Annotated in this window: 17 protein-coding genes; 8 read left to right on the top strand and 9 right to left on the bottom strand. The window is 73.5% G+C overall.

The window, feature by feature from the left end:
• The first annotated feature begins 60 nt into the window (after positions 1-60).
• Positions 61-384: a CBS domain-containing protein gene (locus tag HB370_RS21390; RefSeq protein WP_030790680.1), complete on the top strand. Its 324-nt coding sequence runs from the start codon at positions 61-63 to the stop codon at positions 382-384.
• A 54-nt stretch (positions 385-438) separates the two neighbouring features.
• Positions 439-765 carry an SCO5918 family protein gene (locus HB370_RS21385; protein ID WP_030790677.1) on the top strand — a complete coding sequence of 109 codons (327 nt, stop codon included), beginning with the start codon at positions 439-441 and terminating at the stop codon, positions 763-765.
• A gap of 76 nt (positions 766-841) precedes the next feature.
• Here HB370_RS21385 and HB370_RS21380 read toward each other — a convergent pair whose 3' ends face one another.
• Complete coding sequence (locus HB370_RS21380) at positions 842-1,216, bottom strand: hypothetical protein (protein ID WP_030790674.1); 375 nt, start codon at positions 1,214-1,216, stop codon at positions 842-844.
• Positions 1,217-1,779: 563 nt separating this feature from the next.
• Here HB370_RS21380 and HB370_RS21375 point away from each other — a divergent pair.
• On the top strand, positions 1,780-2,124 hold the full coding sequence (locus tag HB370_RS21375; protein WP_030790671.1) for a MerR family transcriptional regulator: 345 nt from the start codon (positions 1,780-1,782) through the stop codon (positions 2,122-2,124).
• Between the two features lie 214 nt (positions 2,125-2,338).
• On the opposite strand, the gene HB370_RS21370 is transcribed toward HB370_RS21375, so the two are convergent.
• The 6 genes from HB370_RS21370 to HB370_RS21340 form a co-directional block, all read right to left on the bottom strand.
• Entirely contained in the window at positions 2,339-3,289 is a 951-nt protein-coding gene (locus HB370_RS21370; protein WP_030790668.1) for a carbohydrate kinase family protein, read from the bottom strand.
• Position 3,290: 1 nt separating this feature from the next.
• Positions 3,291-4,454, bottom strand: coding sequence for a methionine adenosyltransferase (gene metK, locus HB370_RS21365; RefSeq protein WP_167513009.1), 1,164 nt, complete (start codon positions 4,452-4,454; stop codon positions 3,291-3,293).
• A 1,407-nt stretch (positions 4,455-5,861) separates the two neighbouring features.
• Positions 5,862-6,194 (bottom strand): antibiotic biosynthesis monooxygenase, encoded by a 333-nt coding sequence (locus HB370_RS21355; RefSeq protein WP_030780474.1) that lies wholly within the window; start codon positions 6,192-6,194, stop codon positions 5,862-5,864.
• Between the two features lie 52 nt (positions 6,195-6,246).
• Entirely contained in the window at positions 6,247-7,491 is a 1,245-nt protein-coding gene (locus HB370_RS21350; RefSeq protein ID WP_078637480.1) for a 3-deoxy-7-phosphoheptulonate synthase, read from the bottom strand.
• A gap of 61 nt (positions 7,492-7,552) precedes the next feature.
• Entirely contained in the window at positions 7,553-8,245 is a 693-nt protein-coding gene (locus HB370_RS21345; RefSeq protein WP_051815571.1) for a class I SAM-dependent methyltransferase, read from the bottom strand.
• 81 nt (positions 8,246-8,326) lie between these two features.
• Complete coding sequence (locus tag HB370_RS21340) at positions 8,327-9,136, bottom strand: hypothetical protein (RefSeq protein WP_037701307.1); 810 nt, start codon at positions 9,134-9,136, stop codon at positions 8,327-8,329.
• A 479-nt stretch (positions 9,137-9,615) separates the two neighbouring features.
• On the opposite strand from HB370_RS21340, the gene HB370_RS21335 reads away from it, so the two are divergent.
• Positions 9,616-11,292 (top strand): class I adenylate-forming enzyme family protein, encoded by a 1,677-nt coding sequence (locus HB370_RS21335; RefSeq protein ID WP_051815573.1) that lies wholly within the window; start codon positions 9,616-9,618, stop codon positions 11,290-11,292.
• A gap of 38 nt (positions 11,293-11,330) precedes the next feature.
• Here HB370_RS21335 and HB370_RS21330 read toward each other — a convergent pair whose 3' ends face one another.
• Complete coding sequence (locus tag HB370_RS21330) at positions 11,331-12,206, bottom strand: LysR family transcriptional regulator (protein WP_030780484.1); 876 nt, start codon at positions 12,204-12,206, stop codon at positions 11,331-11,333.
• Between the two features lie 171 nt (positions 12,207-12,377).
• Between HB370_RS21330 and HB370_RS21325 the strand changes: the two genes are divergently transcribed.
• From HB370_RS21325 to HB370_RS21310, 4 genes are read left to right on the top strand one after another with little or no spacing between them, the layout of a single operon-like run.
• Entirely contained in the window at positions 12,378-13,787 is a 1,410-nt protein-coding gene (locus HB370_RS21325) for an MFS transporter (protein WP_030780485.1), read from the top strand.
• 51 nt (positions 13,788-13,838) lie between these two features.
• Positions 13,839-14,447, top strand: coding sequence for a VOC family protein (locus HB370_RS21320; protein ID WP_200692124.1), 609 nt, complete (start codon positions 13,839-13,841; stop codon positions 14,445-14,447).
• Positions 14,444-14,698, top strand: a complete 255-nt coding sequence (locus HB370_RS21315; RefSeq protein ID WP_037701310.1) for a hypothetical protein — start codon at positions 14,444-14,446, stop codon at positions 14,696-14,698. The genes HB370_RS21320 and HB370_RS21315 overlap by 4 nt, the downstream gene beginning before the upstream one ends.
• Positions 14,695-15,936: an FAD-dependent monooxygenase gene (locus tag HB370_RS21310; RefSeq protein ID WP_037701313.1), complete on the top strand. Its 1,242-nt coding sequence runs from the start codon at positions 14,695-14,697 to the stop codon at positions 15,934-15,936. The genes HB370_RS21315 and HB370_RS21310 overlap by 4 nt, the downstream gene beginning before the upstream one ends.
• Positions 15,937-16,414: 478 nt before the next feature.
• Here HB370_RS21310 and HB370_RS21305 read toward each other — a convergent pair whose 3' ends face one another.
• On the bottom strand, positions 16,415-17,263 hold the full coding sequence (locus HB370_RS21305) for a LysR family transcriptional regulator (protein ID WP_167345731.1): 849 nt from the start codon (positions 17,261-17,263) through the stop codon (positions 16,415-16,417).
• Between the last annotated feature and the right edge of the window lie 121 nt (positions 17,264-17,384).

Here is a 17,384-nt window from a genome sequence, read left to right as displayed (position 1 = left end):
CGGGCCGTCCCGCCGCCACCGAAGGAGACACCTTTGACGCCAGCACGGACGCAGCACCGCATGCCGGACCCCGCCCCCGTGACCGCGGACCGGGACGTCGAAGGGCACGGGCCCCGGGTGTGGGACGACATGACCGTCGAGGTGGCTCTGGCCGTCATGGCGGGCGCCCGGGTCGAGTACCTGACCGTGTGCGACGAGGACGACCGGAGCACGGGCCTGATCACCCGGGTCCGGCTCGCCGTGCTCCGCGACAGTTCCGCGTACACCGACCGGATCCGGCTGCGGGACGTCCTCGACGGATCGCTGCCCGAGCAGCCCTGCGCCCGCTCCGGTGACGTCGGTGAGTACGGCCGGACTCCGGGCGTACTCGCCCTCTCGCGCTGATCCGCCCGGCCGGACGCGCCCTTCTCTCCCCCGACTTCTCCCCTGTGAGGCATCATGCGCTGTGTCATCGCCCGGTACCCGTTCGACCTGACCAGAATCGGGGTGCTGGAGTCGATGAAGGGCGTCAAGCCCGAGGCCGTGACGGGCGCGTCCGTGACCATCGGACGCCGTCGCTACCCCGTCAAGCAGGTCGGCCGGGTCCTCACCCGGCAGGACCCGCGTGACTTCAGTGCCGGTGAGGTCACCCAAGCCATGACGCGCCTCGGCTTCACCTGCCACGACGCGCCCGGGGCCGCACCCGCGGACGCGGGCGTGGCCGGACCCGACGCGCTCCGGACCGCGTCGGCACTGCTCGGCGGGCCCGGTTCCGTGGCCGTATGACGACGGGCGGGAAACCGTCCTCAGGATCCCGGTGGGGGCCCTTCCGACAGATGTCGGAAGGGCCCCCATCGCTGTGTCACCGGTCGGAGTAGCTGAGGTCGCCCACGGACCAGGCGCTGACGTCCTTGATGGCGACTCGGTACATGCCTCCCGTCTCCGGGATGCCGAGGCTGCCCTGGAGGATGCGGGCGAGGTGGAAGTGCAGATGCGTGGGCGCCTCGTCACGGCCGGGCCGGGACCCGCGTTGGTCACGGGAGAAGACGCCCGCGAAGGGGCCGAGCCGGTCGGAGTCCTTCAGGACCTCCGCCACCCGCTCCCGCCATACGGCCTCGGGAGCCAACCGGCCGGTGATCACGGCGCCGCCGACGACCACGGTCAGCGACATCTGATTGCTTCGCTCGGACTCCACCGCGGCGGAGATGGCGACGAGCAGCTCATCAGGGTTCGACATGACAGCAGAGCTTATGCGGCCCGGCCGCCCCCGCACCGCCCGCGGGGCAGTAAGTGGTCGCACGGGCGGCCGGAGGCGGCTCCCGGCCCACTGGTGAGGATGCGATCACGGCAGGATTCGTCTGCCACCGAACGAGTGAAATCTAGTCTTGTCACAGTAGATTTTTGTCGCTGACAGGGGTACGGTTTCTCTCGTAGACATGGTCCGGCGAGACCCGCCAGACACGAACTGGCGGGTGGCGGCCGTAGCGTCCCGGACGCAGGTGGAGAGGCCGCCGACAGCAGTACAGGTTCGTTCAGTGGATTGGTCCGAGAGGAACGGAGGAGCTGACGCCATCAGGATCGCCCGGTCCGAGAGGCACTCGGCCCGGGTACCGCAAGACCCCGGAATGGATGGTGGTCCCCGGTCACGCAGCTGCGATCCCCCGCTCCGCCCTGCCGGGCCGGGTAGCGGAAACAGAAGGTCGGCACAGCAGTAGGGCCGACAGATGGTGTTGAATTTCCTTCGGGGCCCTGGTGCCGTACGGCATCAGGGCCCCTCGACGCGTTGCACAGCGAGGTGACATGACATCGGACAACCCTCTGAATGATCGTCTGGACGACGACGACTACCCCGCGTACACGATGGGCCGGGCAGCCGAGATGCTCGGTACCACCCCGGCCTTCCTGCGGGCCATCGGCGAGGCCCGGCTGATCACTCCGCTCCGCTCGGAAGGAGGACACCGCCGGTACTCCCGCTACCAACTGCGGATCGCCGCCCGCGCCCGCGAACTCGTCGACAGAGGGACCCCGATCGAGGCCGCGTGCCGCATCGTCATCCTCGAGGACCAGCTCGAGGAAGCGCAGCGCATCAACGCCGAGTACCGTCGTGCCGCCGGCGAATCGGCGGGCAGCACCGGCGCCAAGTGAACCCACCCCGCCGGGGCCGCGCGACGGCGCCTCCCGACGCGGGAACGGCTTCGGCCCCCGCCCCGCGCCCCGTGCACTGTGAGAAACCCCCAGGTCAGACGCCCGGCCGCGATGCGCTGCCCGGCGCGCGCCCTACGACGACCCGGTGGGCCGGATGCGTCGGCACCCCCCACGTGCCCCAGCCCCTCTTCCCCGGCGAGGAAAGCCTCGGGGTTCAGCCGGAAGGTGGGGTGGCAGGGCCGTAGGCGGCTCTGAGGAGGGGCGGGAGGATCGCGGGGGTGGCCCGGTAGGTCTGGGTGCCCACCGTTGCCAGGGCCAGGGAGGCCAGGACCGAGCCGGTGCGGGCGGCTTCGGGCGCGGTGCCGCCGGTCGCCAGGGCGGCGAGGTAGCCCGCGCGGAACGCGTCGCCGACGCCCGTCGGATCGGTGACCTCGGTCGCCGGGGCCGCCGCCACCTCCACCGCTGTTTCTCCGGCCCGGTCGATACGGCTGCCCTTCGCGCCGAGCGTCGTCACCCACGTGCCGACCCGGTCCAGGACCTCGTCCGTGGTCCAGCCGGTCTTGCGCAGGAGCAGTTCGTGTTCGTACTCGTTGGTGAACAGGTGGTCCGCGCCGTCGACGAGGGCGCGGATGTCACCGCCGTCCAGCCGGGCCAGCTGCTGGGACGGGTCGGCCATGAAGCGGATGCCCAGCGCCCGGCAGGCGCGGGTGTGGCGCAGCATGGCCGCCGGGTCGTCCGCGCCGATCAGGACGACGTCCGCGCCGGCGGCGACCTCGGCGAGGTCGATGTGCGCCGCCTCCGTCATCGCGCCCGGGTAGAAGGACGCGATCTGGTTGCCGTCCGGGTCCGTGGTGCACAGGAAGCGGGCCGTGTGACGGGTGGCGGAGACGAGGACGGCGCCGGTGTCCACGCCGAGTGCGGACAGCCGGGCGCCGTACTCCGCGAAGTCGGCGCCCACCGCCCCCACCAGCAGCGGGCGGTGGCCCAGCAGGGCCAGCCCGTAGCTGATGTTGGCGGCGACCCCGCCCTGGCGGATCTCCAGGGTGTCCACGAGGAACGACAGCGACACCCGGTCCAGGCGGTCGGCCAGCAGCTGGTCGGTGATGCGGGCCGGGAACGTCATCAGATGGTCGGTGGCGATGGACCCGGTGACGGCGATGCGCATCTCAGACTCCCGCCGCGGCGCGCAGCGCGTCCACCCGGTCGGTGCGTTCCCAGGTGAAGTCGGGCAGTTCGCGGCCGAAGTGCCCGTACGCGGCGGTCCGGCCGTAGATCGGGCGGAGCAGGTCCAGGTCGCGGATGATGCCCTTCGGGGAGAGGTCGAAGACGTCGCCGATGGCCTTCTCCAGGACGGCCTGCGGGACGCGTGCGGTGCCGAAGGTCTCCACGAACAGGCCGACGGGTTCGGCCTTGCCGATGGCGTAGGCGACCTGGACCTCGCAGCGGGAGGCCAGGCCGGCCGCCACGACGTTCTTGGCGACCCAGCGCATCGCGTACGCCGCCGAGCGGTCCACCTTGGACGGGTCCTTGCCGGAGAAGGCGCCGCCGCCGTGCCGGGCCATGCCGCCGTAGGTGTCGATGATGATCTTCCGGCCGGTCAGGCCCGCGTCACCCATCGGACCGCCGATCTCGAACCGGCCCGTCGGGTTGACCAGCAGGCGGTACCCCTCGACGTCGAGCTTGATGTCCTCCGCCAGCAGGGCCTTCAGCTCCGGCTCCACGACGAACTCGCGGACGTCGGGGGTGAGCAGGGTCTCCAGGTCGATGTCGGAGGCGTGCTGGGAGGAGACCACCACCGTGTCCAGGCGTACGGCCTTGTCGCCGTCGTACTCGATGGTGACCTGCGTCTTGCCGTCCGGGCGCAGGTAGGGGACGGCGCCGTTCTTGCGGACCTCGGAGAGCCGGTGGGACAGGCGGTGGGCGAGGCGGATCGGCAGGGGCATCAGCTCGGGGGTCTCGTCGGTGGCGTAGCCGAACATCAGGCCCTGGTCGCCCGCGCCTCCGGTGTCGACGCCCTGCGCGATGTCCGGGGACTGCGCGCCGATCGACACCGACACCCCGCACGAGGCGCCGTCGAAGCCCTTCTTGGAGGAGTCGTAGCCGATCCGGAGGATCGTCTCGCGGACGAGGGTCGCGATGTCCGCGTAGGCGGTGGTGGTGACCTCGCCGGCCACGTGCACCTGGCCGGTGGTGATCAGGGTCTCCACGGCGACCCGGGCGGAGGGGTCCTGGGCGAGCAGCGCGTCGAGGACGGCGTCGCTGATCTGGTCGGCGATCTTGTCGGGGTGGCCCTCGGTCACGGACTCCGAGGTGAACAGGCGACGGGACATCTGCGGGCGTCTCCTTACCCGGGAAGGGGGGCGGCGGGACACCGGCTTCGCACCACCCCGGGGGGCCGGGACGGCGCGAAGCCGGACGGGTTGAACGGACATGACCGGCCGGACCGGCCGGAGGGGCGTGACTGGTCGGACCGGCCGGACGGGCGTGACCGGCCGGAACCGGCTGGACCCGCCGGACGGGCGTGACCGGCCGGGCGGACGTGACCGGCCGGGCGGACGTGACCGGCCGGACGGGCGTAATCGGCCGGAACCGGCTGGGCCCGCTGGACAGGCACGACCGGCTGAACCGGCTGGACCCGCCGGACGGGCCGAATCGCTTGACCGGCCGGGTCGGCTGTACTGGCTGGATGAGCCGGACCGGCTGGGACCGCTGGACCGGCCGGATGGACCGGCTCGGCCTGCGGCCTGATCGGCTAGACCCGCTGGACCGACTGGACCCGCCGGGCCGGCGGGGTCGGCCGTACGGGCCGGATGAGCCGGACCAACTGGACCCGCTGGGGCCGCGGAACCGACCCGGATGGACCGGCTCAGCCTGACCGGCTAGACCCGCCGGACCGACTGGACCCGCCGGACGGGCCGGACCGGACGGACGGGCCGGACCGGATGGACGGGCCGGAACCACTCGACCGGCCAGGTCGGCCGTACGGGCCGGATGAGCCGGACCGACCGGACCCGCAGGGGGCCGCAGGGGGCCGCAGGGGCCGCCGGACCGGCCGGATAGACCGGCTCGACCAGATCGGCTAGACCCACCGGACCAGCCGGACCGACTGGACCCGCCGGACCCGGACGGGCCGAACCGGTCCGACGGGCCGGACCGGCCGACCGGCCGGATGAACCGGACGGACCAGATGAACCGGACCGACCGGACCCGCAGGGGCCGCAAGGGGCCGCAGGGGCCGCCGGACCGGCCGGATAGACCGGCTCGACCAGATCGGCTAGACCCACCGGACCAGCCGGACCGACTGGACCCGCCGGACCCGGACGGGCCGAACCGGTCCGACGGGCCGGACCGGCCGACCGGCCGGATGAACCGGACGGACCAGATGAACCGGACCGACCGGACCCGCAGGGGCCGCAAGGGGCCGCAGGGGCCGCCGGACCGGCCGGATAGACCGGCTCGACCAGATCGGCTAGACCCACCGGACCAGCCGGACCGACTGGACCCGCCGGACCCGGACGGGCCGGACCGGACGCACGGGCCGGACCGGACGGACAGGCCGGACCGGCCGGACCGGACGGACAGGCCGGACCGGCCGACCGGCCGGATGAACCGGACCGTCCGGACCCGCAGGGGCCGCCGGACCGGCTGGACGGGCCGAATCCGCATCATCGGCCGGGCCGACTGGACCCGCCGGGCCGACTGGACCCGCCGGGCCGGACGGCCCGGGCGGGTGGTGGTCAGTTCTCCGGGTGGTGGACGGCGAACACCGTGTACGCGTGCGGGTCGGGCTTGGCCAGGGCGGCGGCCCGGTCCCGGTACACCTGCACGTCCGGGTCGCCCATGGTGGCCTTGATGTCGGCCTTGCTGACCCACTGGGCGTAGTAGACCAGGCGCTTGCCGTCGAGGCTGGTCAGGATGTTCACGGAAATGCAGCCGGGCCGGTGCCGGATGAACTTCTCGGCGCCCTCGCTGAGCACCTCGGCCAGCTCCTGCTGCTTCTCCGGTTCCACGTCGAAGACGTTGATCATGGCGTAGGTGCCGTCGTTCTCCCGGATGACCGTCTCTGACATGACGTTTCCTCTCATCGTCGGCATGACATCGGTGATGGGGCGGTGGCGTGGATCAGGCGGGCGGGGCCGCCCAGGCGCGGGCCACCTCCAGCGCCTGCTCGGGGTTGAGCCGGGGGTCGCACAGAGTGGCGGGCCCGGTCCCGGCCCGGGTGGCGCCGAGTTCGGCCGGATCGGACCGGACGCACTCGGCGACGTCGTGCTGGGTGGTCTCCAGGTGCAGGCCCGCGGGTGTGCCGCCGGCCTCGGTGACCACCTCCAGGAAGGCGCGGACCTCCTCCACCACCGTCCGCACCACCCGGACCTTCGCCCCGGACGGCGCCTTGACGGTGTTGCCGTGCATCGGGTCGCACAGCCACGCCACCCGGTGCCCGGCCTCGCGGACGGCGGCGACCAGCGGCGGCAGCGCGGTGCGTACCGCGGACACGCCCATCCGGGAGATCAGGGTCAGCCGGCCCGGCTCGCGGTCCGGGTCCAGCCGGGCGCACAGGGCGAGCAGCTCCGCCGGGCTGGTCGCCGGGCCGACCTTGCAGGCCACCGGGTTGGTCACCTGCGCCAGCATCCGGGCGTGCGGGCCGTCCGGGTGCCGGGTGCGCTCGCCGATCCAGGGCAGGTGGGTGGAGGACAGCAGGACGTGTCCGGCCGTGGTGCGGCGCAGCAGCGGCAGCTCGTAGTCGAGGACCAGCGCCTCGTGGCTGGTCCACACCGGGGCGCCGGTGGGCAGCGCCCAGTCGCTGGTGCGCTGCCGCAGATACGTCACGGCGCGGTGGGCGGCGTAGTAGCACTCCAGCATGCGGCGCGGGTCGGCGCGGCGGGCCGCCGCGGTGGGCTCCGGCGCGTTGACCAAGTGGCCCCGGTACACCGGGAGTTCGGTGCCGTCGACCAGCTCGGTGGGCGCGCTGCGCGGCTTGGCGAACTGTCCGGCGATCCGGCCGACGCGCACCACCGGACGCCCGGTGGCCGCCACCATCACCCCGGCCAGCGCGTCCAGCAGGCCCGCCTTGCGCATGACCGCAGCCGGGGCGCACTCGGCGGGGTCCTCCGCGCAGTCGCCCGCCTGGATGACCAGGTAGTGGCCGGTCGCCGCCTCGGCCAGCAGGGTGCGCAGCAGCCGGACCTCCTCCCAGGTCACCAGCCCCGGCAGCTGCGCGAGTTCGGCGCGGGCCGCCGCGGCCTGGACGGGGTCGTGCCAGGACGGCTGCTGCGGGGCCGCGCCGAGGTCGCGCGGGAAGTCCTCGTCGAGATCGTCGAGGGGGACCTCGACGGCGAGCGGGTGCAGCGGATATCCGGGGCGGGTCAGCCCGGTCACGGTCGTCCTCCAGGGGTCGGCGTGAGCGCGTACGGCGCGGTGGCGGGCGTCATCAGAACGACGTCGCCTCGGCGGGCAGCCGGCGCGCCAGCGTCAGGCCGTCGGCGACCGGCAGCAGGACCAGCTCGACGCGCTCGTCCTTGCGGGCGTGCTCGTTGAACGCGTGCACGGCGGCGGCCTTGACCCCGGGGAACTCGTCGATCACCTGGCCGCTGAACAGGGTGTTGTCCACGAGGATCAGCCCGCCCGGACGCATCCGGGGGACCAGCTCCTCCCAGTAGTCGATGTAGCCGGGCTTGTCGGCGTCGATGAAGGCGAGATCGACGTGCGGCTCGGCGGGCAGGGCGCGCAGGGTCGACACGGCCGGGCCGAGGCGCAGCTCGATGCGGTCGGCGACCCCGGCGCGGGTCCAGAACTCCCGGGCCAGCGCGGTCCATTCGGCGGAGACGTCACAGGTGATCAGGGAGCCGCCGGGGGCCAGCCCGCGGGCCAGGCAGAGCGAGGACGAGCCGGTGAAGGTGCCGACCTCCACGATGGTGCGGGCGCCGAGCAGCCGCACCAGGAAGGTCAGCAGGGCGGCCTCCTCGGGGGCGACCACCATGTGCGCCTGGTCCGGGATCGCCTCCCGGGTCCGCTCGGCCAGCTCCGCCAGCAGCGGGTCGGGGAGCATCCGGCCCTGGACGAGCAGGTAGTCGTGGAGTTCGGGGGTGAGCGCGATGTTCCTGAGCGTTTCGTTCCGCAGCACGGGTACTCCCGGTGGTCTAGGGATGGGTACGCAGGGTGGGGCGACGGGACGGTGCGCACGGGGAACCCCGTGGGTCCCGGCTCAGGCGTCCGGGTGCTCCGGGGCGGCCGGCCATGCCTGGTATGCCTGGCGGACCGCCTCGGCCGGGCGGGGCAGACCGTCGGTGGCGCCGCGCAGGTCGCCGGCGCAGTGCAGTTCGAAGCGGCGCCGGCGGGCGGGGCGCCGGTGGTCGCGCACGAAGTACGTCACGGTGGATCCCTCCGGTCCGCCCTCGTGCGGGTTGTGGCCGCCGCCCTCCCACAGCAGTCCGGCCTCGCTGTGCCAGGCGGTGACGAGCCGGCGCAGCAGGGGGCCGGAGGGGCGGCCGACGACGAACGCGGTGTGGTTCTCGAAGCCGTACGCGGACTCCGCGGCCGCGATGCGCTCGTCGAACGCCTCGCTGTCGCGCGGGAAGAGGAAGACCTCCACGGCGGGGTGCCGCCGCCCGTCCGGCAGGGTGAGCCGCAGGCGGGTGATGTGGACGTCGCAGCGGGCCGGGTCCAGCCGGTGGCGGGCGCTGAGCCGGGCCCGCACCACGGTGCTGGGCACGGCGGGAAGGGGCGCCAGTCCCCGCTCCCCGAGGTCGCGCAGGCCCGCGTCGAGGGTGGCGGGGAACAACAGGACGGCGCAGTGGTCGAACGTGCACTCCCGCTCGGTCAGCACGGCCGCCGTGCCGCCCGGCCGCAGGGGTGCGAGAAGTTCGGACGCCGGTGCGGTACTGGCGTGCCGGGCGTCGCGGACAACCATGTCGAGGCGGCGCAGGTCGGCCGTGCGGAACGCGCCGTCGGCGGCCGGATCGGCGGCCTGCCGGAATGAGGGGTGGGTGGTGCCGGAGGATTGAACGAAGGCCATTGATACCTCCTGCCTCAGGGCCGCCGGAATTCTGTGCAGGTCTTCGTTTTCCGGGCAAGGGCGATCTGTGAACCAGGCGCCGCCGGCTGCCGGTCTACCGGCCAACCACCCGCTCTGACCTGCAAGAACGCGATGATTCGGTCTTGTAGATGACCCATATCGGGGGCGTCGATCGGTGCGCACCCGCCTTTTTCCGGGCCCCCGGGCAAGCGGAATAGCCGCGTTCTCTATTGATGTTTCTTACCGTCAGGGAATCCACGGTTCGGCCTGTCCGATGACGGTCATCGGCGGCACCGAACGATGTCCCGGTACGATGCGTTCCTCCGCGCCCTTCATTGAGCTTTCTTATCGACTCCGGCCGTGTGCACAGGATCGGGAATTCTTATCGGGTGAAAGCTGGACCAGGCGATCGGACGGCCCGCAGAATCCCCTCTCGCAAGGCAGTGCTTGTTTCGTTCTGCCGCAACGGAGGTTTCCTCGTGAACGCTCCACCCACGGATTTCCTGACCCCGTCCCGCACCTTCACCGACGCACTGGTACGCGCGGCCGCCCGCCGCCGGGAGCCCGCCGTATGGGACGGCGGCCGCTGGCGGACCTGGCGGGACTGCCTCCGCCAGGCCGAACACACCGCGGCCGCCCTGCACCGGCACGGGCTCGTGGCCGGCGATGTGCTGGCGGCCCGGCTGCCCAACTCCTGGGAACTGGTGGTGCTGCACGCGGCCACCGCCCGGCTCGGGGTGCTGCTGCTGCCCCTGCACTCCGCCTACGGAAGCCGTGAGACGCGGTCGCTGATCGAGCAGTCCGGCGCGGTCGCGCTGGTGGCCGCCGCAGGCCGGCCCGGACACGACCGCCTGGGCGAGATCCGCGCCCTGCGCGAGGACTGCCCCGGGCTGCGGCACGTCTGGGTGTCCGCCGGCGCGGGACGCGGGACCGCCGGCCCCGGTGACCAAGCCTCCACCGGCGGGCTGCCGGACCTGGCGAGCCTGACGGAGGCGGCGGCGGACCCCGCCGTACGGCTGCCGCCCCCGCCCGCCGATCCCACGGCCCCCCTGGTGCTGCTGGCGTCCTCCGGTACGACCTCCCGGCGGCCGAAGCTGTGCGTGCACAGCCACGCCGGGCTCCTCGGCAACGCGGCGGCCGTGGCGACGGACGGCGGGTTCGGCGCGCGGGACACCATCGTCTCCGCGAGCCCGCTCAGCCATGCCTTCGGGCTGCTCTCCGTGCATCTCGCCCTGGTGACCGGCGGAGCGGTGGGCCTGTTCGGCGCCTGGGAACCCCGCGCGTTCGCCGCCGCCCTGCGCGCCTGCGGCGCCACCGCCGCCTTCGCCGTCCCCGCCCAGCTGCGCGACCTGCTCGCCCTCCCGGCCCCCGGGGCCGCGGACGCCCCGCCCGGTCTGCGGGAGGTGCGCACCGGCGGCGCCCCCGTGCCGCGCGAACTGGCCGACGGCGTACGGCGGGTGCTGGGCGCGCGGCTGATCGTGCAGTGGGGGATGACGGAGATCGGCGCCGGTACGTACACCCGCCCCGGGGATCCGCCCGAGGCGGTCGGCACCATCGGCCGGCCCGCCCTCGGCGCGGCCGTCCGCGTCCAGCGGGACGGCGGGCCCGCCGCGCCCGGTGAGACCGGTGAACTCCAGTACCGCAGCCCGTGGATGTTCTCCGGCTACCACCGCGCCCCCGAGCCGACCCGGGCCGCGTTCACCCCGGACGGCTGGCTGCGCACCGGCGACCTGGCCGCCCTGCGCCCGGACGGCTCGGTCGTCTACCGCGGCCGGGCGGACGAGCTGATCAACCGGGGCGGGCTGAAGTTCAGCGCGCTGGAGGTGGAGGAACTCCTCAACGACCTGCCGCAGTTGGCCCAGCACGCCGTCGTCGCCCGCCCCGACCCACGCCTCGGCCAGCGCGCCAGCCTGGTCGTCGCGCTGCGCGCGGGTACGCGCCTCACCCTGGAGGACGTCACCGGGCATCTGTCCGGCAAGGGACTGGCCACCTACAAACTGCCCGAGCAACTGGTCGTGGTGGACCGGCTGCCCACCACCGTGACCGGCAAGATCGCCCGCGCCCGGCTGCGGACGCTCGCCCTGCCCCCACTGCCCGCACAGCCGCCCCGGCGCACCCCCGTGGCTCCCGCGAGCCGCGCGGAGGCGGGAGCGTGACCGGCGGCCCACGACCAGTGGACGCCCAACACCCCCCGTCAGGCCGCCAGTTGTCTGCGCAGTACCGTCTGCAGGCCCACCAGGTTGGGGTTGGCCGAGTTGCGGTCCAGCCAGGTCATGGTGACCGCCGTACGCAACCGGGCGTCCTCCACCTCGATCACCGCGACCTCGCGCCGGTCCGCCTGGGCCCGCACCGCGACGTGCGGCAGCAGGGCGCAGCCCATCCCCGCGGCCACGCACGCGCCGAGGGTGCCGATGCTGGACACCTCCGCGACCGGTTCCTTGGCGACGGCGCCGGAGAAGGCGCCGTCGTACATCTCCCGGAAGCCGCACCCTCGTTCGGTGGCCAGAAACGGCTCCTTGACAAGGTCGGCGAGCGGTGCCCGGCCGCGCTCGGCCAGCGGATGGTCCGGCGGGGCGATCACCACGAGCGGTTCCTCGGCGAGCGTCTCGGCCCGCAGCCCCGCGTCCGCCGGCGGGGCGCCGAAGGTCAGGCAGACGTCGACGTCGCCGCGGCGCACCGCCTTGTACAGCTCCCCCCGGTTGCCCTGGGTGACGCGGACCCGTGCCTCCGGGTACAGCGAGCGGTAGCGCGCCAGCACGGCGGGCAGCAGATGCAGGCCCACCGTCTCCAGCGCGCCGACCGCCACCTCGGCGTCGGGCCGGGACACCGCCCAGCGTGCCTCTTCCAGCAGCTTGAGGATCCGCCCGGTGTACTCCGACAGGGCCACGCCCTGCGGGGTCAGCCGTACCCGCCGCTGGGACCGGTCGAGCAGGTCAACGCCCAGCTCGCGCTCCAGGGCCTGGATCTGGTCGCTGACGCTGGACTGGGCGTAGTGCAGTTCCCTGGCCGCCTGGGTGACGCTGAGCGTCCGGGCGACCGTCTCGAAGGTCCGAAGATGTCGTAGCTCCACGTCCTGGCTCCCCCTTGCTCGACCCATCGGCTCAGCCGATGTTACCCATAGGGCATTCCCGTCGTCACCAGCGGCAATTCGCCTTTCCGGTCCGCTTGAATGGTTTGTGCCGCCCCCCGCAACTTCCTCTTCTATGGCGGTAATTCACGCAATCGAACGAAGGAGAATTACATGTCGACGCAGGCGGAACCGCAGCGGGCTTCCGTCGCACCGGCACGAACCGACAAGCCCTCGCGGACCCTGCTGGTCGGGCTCTCGCTCGGCTACTTCATGGTCCTGCTGGACATGACGATCGTCTCGGTGGCACTGCCCGCCATCTCCACCAGCCTCCACGTCGGGCTGAGCGGTCTGCAGTGGGTCACCAACGGCTACACCATCACCTTCGCCGCCCTGCTGCTGACGGCCGGCTGGCTGTCCGACCGGCTCGGCGGGCGCCGGGTCTTCCTGTGGGGTCTGGCGGCCTTCGGCATCCTCTCCGGCATCTCCGCCGCCGCGAACACCCTCGGTGCCCTGGTCGCCCTGCGCCTGGCGCTCGGTGTGGCGGGCGCGCTGCTGCTGCCCGCCTCCCTCGCGGTGATCACCAACGCCTACAGCAACCCCGCCGACCGCGCCCGTGCCGTCGGCAACTGGGCCGCGATCACCGGGCTCGCCCTGGCCGCCGGTCCCCTGGTCGGTGGCGCGCTCACCGACACCGTCGGCTGGCGCGCGATCTTCGTCATCAACGTGCCGCTGGCGCTGGTCAGCTTTGTGATCACCCTGCGCCTGGCCCCGGAGACCGCCATCAAGCAGCGCAGCGGCCTCGACGTCACCGGCCAGATCAGCGCGGTCGTCGCGCTCGGCGCCCTGTCGTACGCGCTGATCGAGGGTCCGGCCAAGGGCTGGGGGGCGGGGCTGGTCGTCGCCGCCTTCGTGCTGGCCGCCGTGGCCGCGGCGGTGTTCGTCACCGCCGAGTCGCGGGCCGGGGACGCGGCGATGCTGCCGCTGCGCATGTTCCGCAGCCGTGGCTTCTCCGCCGCGCTCGCCTCCGGTCTGCTCGCCAACTTCGGCCTGTCCGGGCTGCTGTTCGTGCTGTCGCTGTTCTTCCAGGAGAGCCGCGGCTACTCCTCCTTCAGCGCCGGCCTGGCCTTCCTGCCGCTGACCCTGCCCACCGCCTTCAACCCGATCTACACCGGGCGTCTCGTCGGCCGCATCGGCCCGCGCCGCCCCGCCACCACCGGGTTCGTCCTGATGGGCGTCGGCGCGCTGCTCCAAGCGCCGTTCACCGGGGACTCCGCCCTGGCGCTGACCGCCACCGTGGTCGGTCTGCTCGCCTTCGGCTTCGGCGTCTCCTTCGCCCTGCCCGCGCTGGTGGCGGGCATGGCGAGCTCCGTACCGCCCGAGCTGGCCGGCATCGGGGCCGGCGCGCTCAACTCCGCCCGCCAGGCCGGCGCCCTGCTCGGCGTCGCCGTCCTCGGTGTGGTGCTCAACCTGTCCTCGACCAACGCCGGCGGCACCAAGTGGGCGCTCGTCGTCGGCGGACTGACCCTGCTGGCCGGGGCGCTGATCACCGTGACGGGCCTGCGGGGGCGCACCGCGAGCTGAACCGACCCCGGCCCCACGTGCAGCGCCCCTGCCCCAACCACTGGAGGAGCATTGGCAACCGCATCACCGTCCGCCCGTCCCCCGGCCGGTCCGCCGGTCCTGCGCGTGGACGGGGTCGACCACCTCGCCTTCGTCACCTGGAAACCCCGCGCCACCGTCGAGTTCTACACCCAGGCCCTCGGCATGCCCCTGGTGCACGCCATCACCGCCACCGGCTGGGTCACGGAGGACTACCCGGACTTCGTGCACTTCTTCTTCGACATGGGCGCGGGCAACCGCATCGCCTTCTTCTACTACTTCGGACTGCCCGAGGAGGACGCCCCGAGCGACCTGATGCACCGCTCGCGGCACCTGGCCTTCCACGTCGACACCGAGGAGGAGCTCCTGGCCTGGCGCGAGCGGCTGAAGGGCCACGGCATCCGGGTCACCCGGCCGCTCGCCCACGAACTGATCGAGTCCATCTACTTCGACGACCCCAACGGCATCCAGCTGGAGATCACCCGGCCGCTGCGCCCCATGTCCCCGGTCGACGCGCGGGACGCCGAGCTGACGGTCCGGGCGCTCGCCGACGTCGCCGAGTCGCCGCGGCCGACGGTGGAGGCGCTGTGGCGGCGCAAGGCGGAACTGATCCGCAAGGACACGGAAGGAGCCGGCCTGTGAGCCTCGCCCTGTACGTGCTCGACGTGCCCGAGTTCCAGCCCGTGGCCCGCGCCGCCGAGGCGGCCGGGCTGACCGCCCGCCGGGCCGGCGACTACCTCGAACTGAGCACCGACGCCGACGAGGCCGTGCTGCGCCGCGACGAGTCCGCGATCCGCACCGCCGTGTGGCACGCCGCCCTCACCGGCGGCCTGGACGGCCGTATCGTCCGCTTCACCTCCGACATCCTCCACCTCGCCAAGGAGCAGGCGTGAGCACGAGCACCGGACCCACCCCCCGTCACCCGGTCCTCGTCGTGGGCGCCGGACCGGCCGGCCTCAGCGCGGCCCTGGCCCTGCGCGCCGCCGGCCTGCCCGCGGTGGTCCTGGAACGCCGTACGGAGAGCACCGTACGGCCCGGCAGCCGGGCCGCCTATCTGCACGGCGCCTCGCTGCGCGAACTGGAGCGGCTGAGCCCCGGCCTCGGTCACGAGATAGCGGGCCGCGGTGTGATGTGGGCGACGAAACGCTCGTACTGGGCCGGTCAGGAGGTCTACACCCGAACCTACCCGCCGAGCACCCGCGAGGGCCTGCCGCACTTCACCAGCCTGCCGCAGGTGATCACCGAGGACCTGATGGCGGCGGCCTGCCGCAAGCGGGGCGTGGAGTTCCACTGGGGGGTGGAGATCGCCTCGGCGCTGAGCACCCCCGAGGGCGTCCTGCTCAAGGACTCCACCGGGCGCGAGTGGCAGGCCGACTACGTGGTCGCGGCCGACGGCTCCCGTTCCGCGCTGCGCTCGGCGATCGACAGCCCCCTGGAGGGGCCGCGGTCGCGGAACACCTTCGTGGTCGTCGACCTCGACGACGACCCGGAGCACAATCCGCTGCCGATGGAGCGCGTCTTCCACTACCGCCATCCGAACGTCGGCGGCCGCAACGTGCTGACGGTGCCGTTCGCGGGCGGCTGGCGGGTCGACCTCAACCTGCTGGTGAACGACGACCCGGAGCGGTTCGTCTCCCCGGAGGGCCTGCGCCGCTGGATCCCGCGGATCCTGCCCGAGGCGTACGGCGACCGGGTCCGCTGGGTGTCGACGTACCGCTTCGCGCAGCAGGTCGCGCAGCGGTTCACCGACCAGCACCGCCGGGTCCTGCTGACCGGCGAGGCGGCCCATCTGTTCGCGCCGTTCGGCGCGCGCGGCATGAACTCCAGCGTCCCGGACGCCATCCGGGCGGTGGAGGCGATCACCCAGGCCCTGGACAGCGGGCGGGACCCGGCCGCGGCCGGGGCGGCGATCGCGCGGTTCGCCCAGGACCGCAAGGAGGCGGCCACCTACAACCGCGCCTGCGCCAGCGCCGCGCTCGAACACATGCTGGCCCACCGTCCCTCCCTCTGGCTGCGCCAGCGCGCCGCCGCGGCGGTGGCCGCGGCCGGCCGCAGGGCGGGCGAGTGGCTGGACTCCGCGCCGTACGGTCCGAAGCTGACGGCACGGGGAGCCGGCCGCGGCTCGTACTGAGCGGCCACCCCGTCACCTCCGACGGCGACCGTGCCCGGCCGGCTGTTCCCCCGGGCCGGCGGGACGGCACGACCGCCGTCGGAGGTTCTCCCCGCCCGGCGGCCCATCACCGGCCGGCACGGCCTCCCCACCGGCACAGCCGTGCGCCACCCGCTCCCGCGCCGGTCCGCCGCCGTCGCCCACTCCCGGTCCCCCGCCGACCCGGCGCCACGGCCGCTGTCGATCCCCCGCCGATCACGCGCCACCGGCCAGGACATGTCTCCCCACCCGCCCCACGCCGGTCTCCCGCATCGCCCCGGCACCGCCGTGCACCACCCGTCCCGGCGTCGCCCGCGCCGCCGCCTCTGCCGGCCCCCACCGGCCCGGCGCCGCGCCCCTGCCGCTCACGCGCCGCAAGCCGGCGCCCGTCTTCCCACCCGCCGACGCCGGTCTCCCGCGCGGGCGCCCGCACCCGGTGAAGAAACGTCCCTGCGGTGGGTCACGGCGGAGCGATCGGCATGCCCGCCACGACCATCCGGGCCACGGCCCGCGCGACGTCCGCGGCGCCCTCGCGCAAGGCGGGCGAGAGGGCCAGGTAGACGGGGAGGGGCGACGGGGCGGGGCCGAGGACTCCGGGCCGGGCGGGGCGGATCCCGGGGTGCCGCTGGTGGGAGTTCTCGCACAGTGCCGTGCAGGCCAGACCGGCCTGGACGGACGCCCGCACGGTGTGCGGATCGGTGCACCAGGGCACCGAGTACCAGGCGACGCCGTTGCGGTCGAGCGTCTCGGCGATGTGCCGGCTCAGCGCCGAACTGCCGCCGAGCAGGGCGACGGGCACCCCGCGCCCGGGTGTGGGCGGCGGCCCGCCGAACCAGTCGAGCCGCAGCCGCCCCAGCATCTCCGCGCGGGGCGTCTGGATGCCGAGCAGCAGGGCCGCGTCGATGTCGGCAGCGGCGACCCGGTCGGCCAGCGGGGCGCTGAGGTCGGTGACCATCGCGCACCGCACGTGCGGCATCTCGGCGTCCAGCCGGGAGAACATCGGGCCCAGCCCGTCCGCGAAGTGGATGGAGCAGCCCATGCTCAGCGTGGCGTGGCTGCACAGGGCCGACACCCGGTTGAGCACGTCGTTGTTGAGCCTGATCACGTACCGGGCGTGGGCCACCAGTTCCCGGCCGGCCGGGGTCAGCCGCAGCGGGCGCTTGGTGCGGTGGAACACCGGTGTCCGGACGATCGATTCCAGCCGCTGCACCTGCTGGCTGACGGTCGGCTGGGTGACGTGGAGGGACTGGGCGGCGCGGGCGAACCCGCCTTCGTCGACGACGGCCAGCAGGGTACGCAGAAGCTTCACTTCGATGTCGCGCTGCAAGGCTGTCCCACCCGTTCCGTTGAGACCGACCAAGGGCGCCGTCACAGCGACGGCCGCGGCAGGAAGGGTGGCAGCACGTTCCCGGACGTGCGTGGACGACAGA

Origin of the sequence: Streptomyces sp. DSM 40868 (assembly GCF_011820545.1) — a bacterium.
Lineage (GTDB): Bacteria > Actinomycetota > Actinomycetes > Streptomycetales > Streptomycetaceae > Streptomyces > Streptomyces eurythermus.
This window is presented reverse-complemented; position numbering and strand designations above follow the sequence as displayed.

Excerpts from the sequence above, each read along its gene's own strand:
- HB370_RS21340 (WP_037701307.1), bottom strand. The coding sequence starts at position 9,136 with ATGGCCTTCGTTCAATCCTCCGGCACCACCCACCCCTCATTCCGGCAG.
- metK (WP_167513009.1), bottom strand. The coding sequence starts at position 4,454 with ATGTCCCGTCGCCTGTTCACCTCGGAGTCCGTGACCGAGGGCCACCCC.
- HB370_RS21375 (WP_030790671.1), top strand. The coding sequence starts at position 1,780 with ATGACATCGGACAACCCTCTGAATGATCGTCTGGACGACGACGACTAC.
- HB370_RS21355 (WP_030780474.1), bottom strand. The coding sequence starts at position 6,194 with ATGTCAGAGACGGTCATCCGGGAGAACGACGGCACCTACGCCATGATC.
- HB370_RS21370 (WP_030790668.1), bottom strand. The coding sequence starts at position 3,289 with ATGCGCATCGCCGTCACCGGGTCCATCGCCACCGACCATCTGATGACG.
- HB370_RS21380 (WP_030790674.1), bottom strand. The coding sequence starts at position 1,216 with ATGTCGAACCCTGATGAGCTGCTCGTCGCCATCTCCGCCGCGGTGGAG.
- HB370_RS21385 (WP_030790677.1), top strand. The coding sequence starts at position 439 with ATGCGCTGTGTCATCGCCCGGTACCCGTTCGACCTGACCAGAATCGGG.
- HB370_RS21390 (WP_030790680.1), top strand. The coding sequence starts at position 61 with ATGCCGGACCCCGCCCCCGTGACCGCGGACCGGGACGTCGAAGGGCAC.
- HB370_RS21325 (WP_030780485.1), top strand. The coding sequence starts at position 12,378 with ATGTCGACGCAGGCGGAACCGCAGCGGGCTTCCGTCGCACCGGCACGA.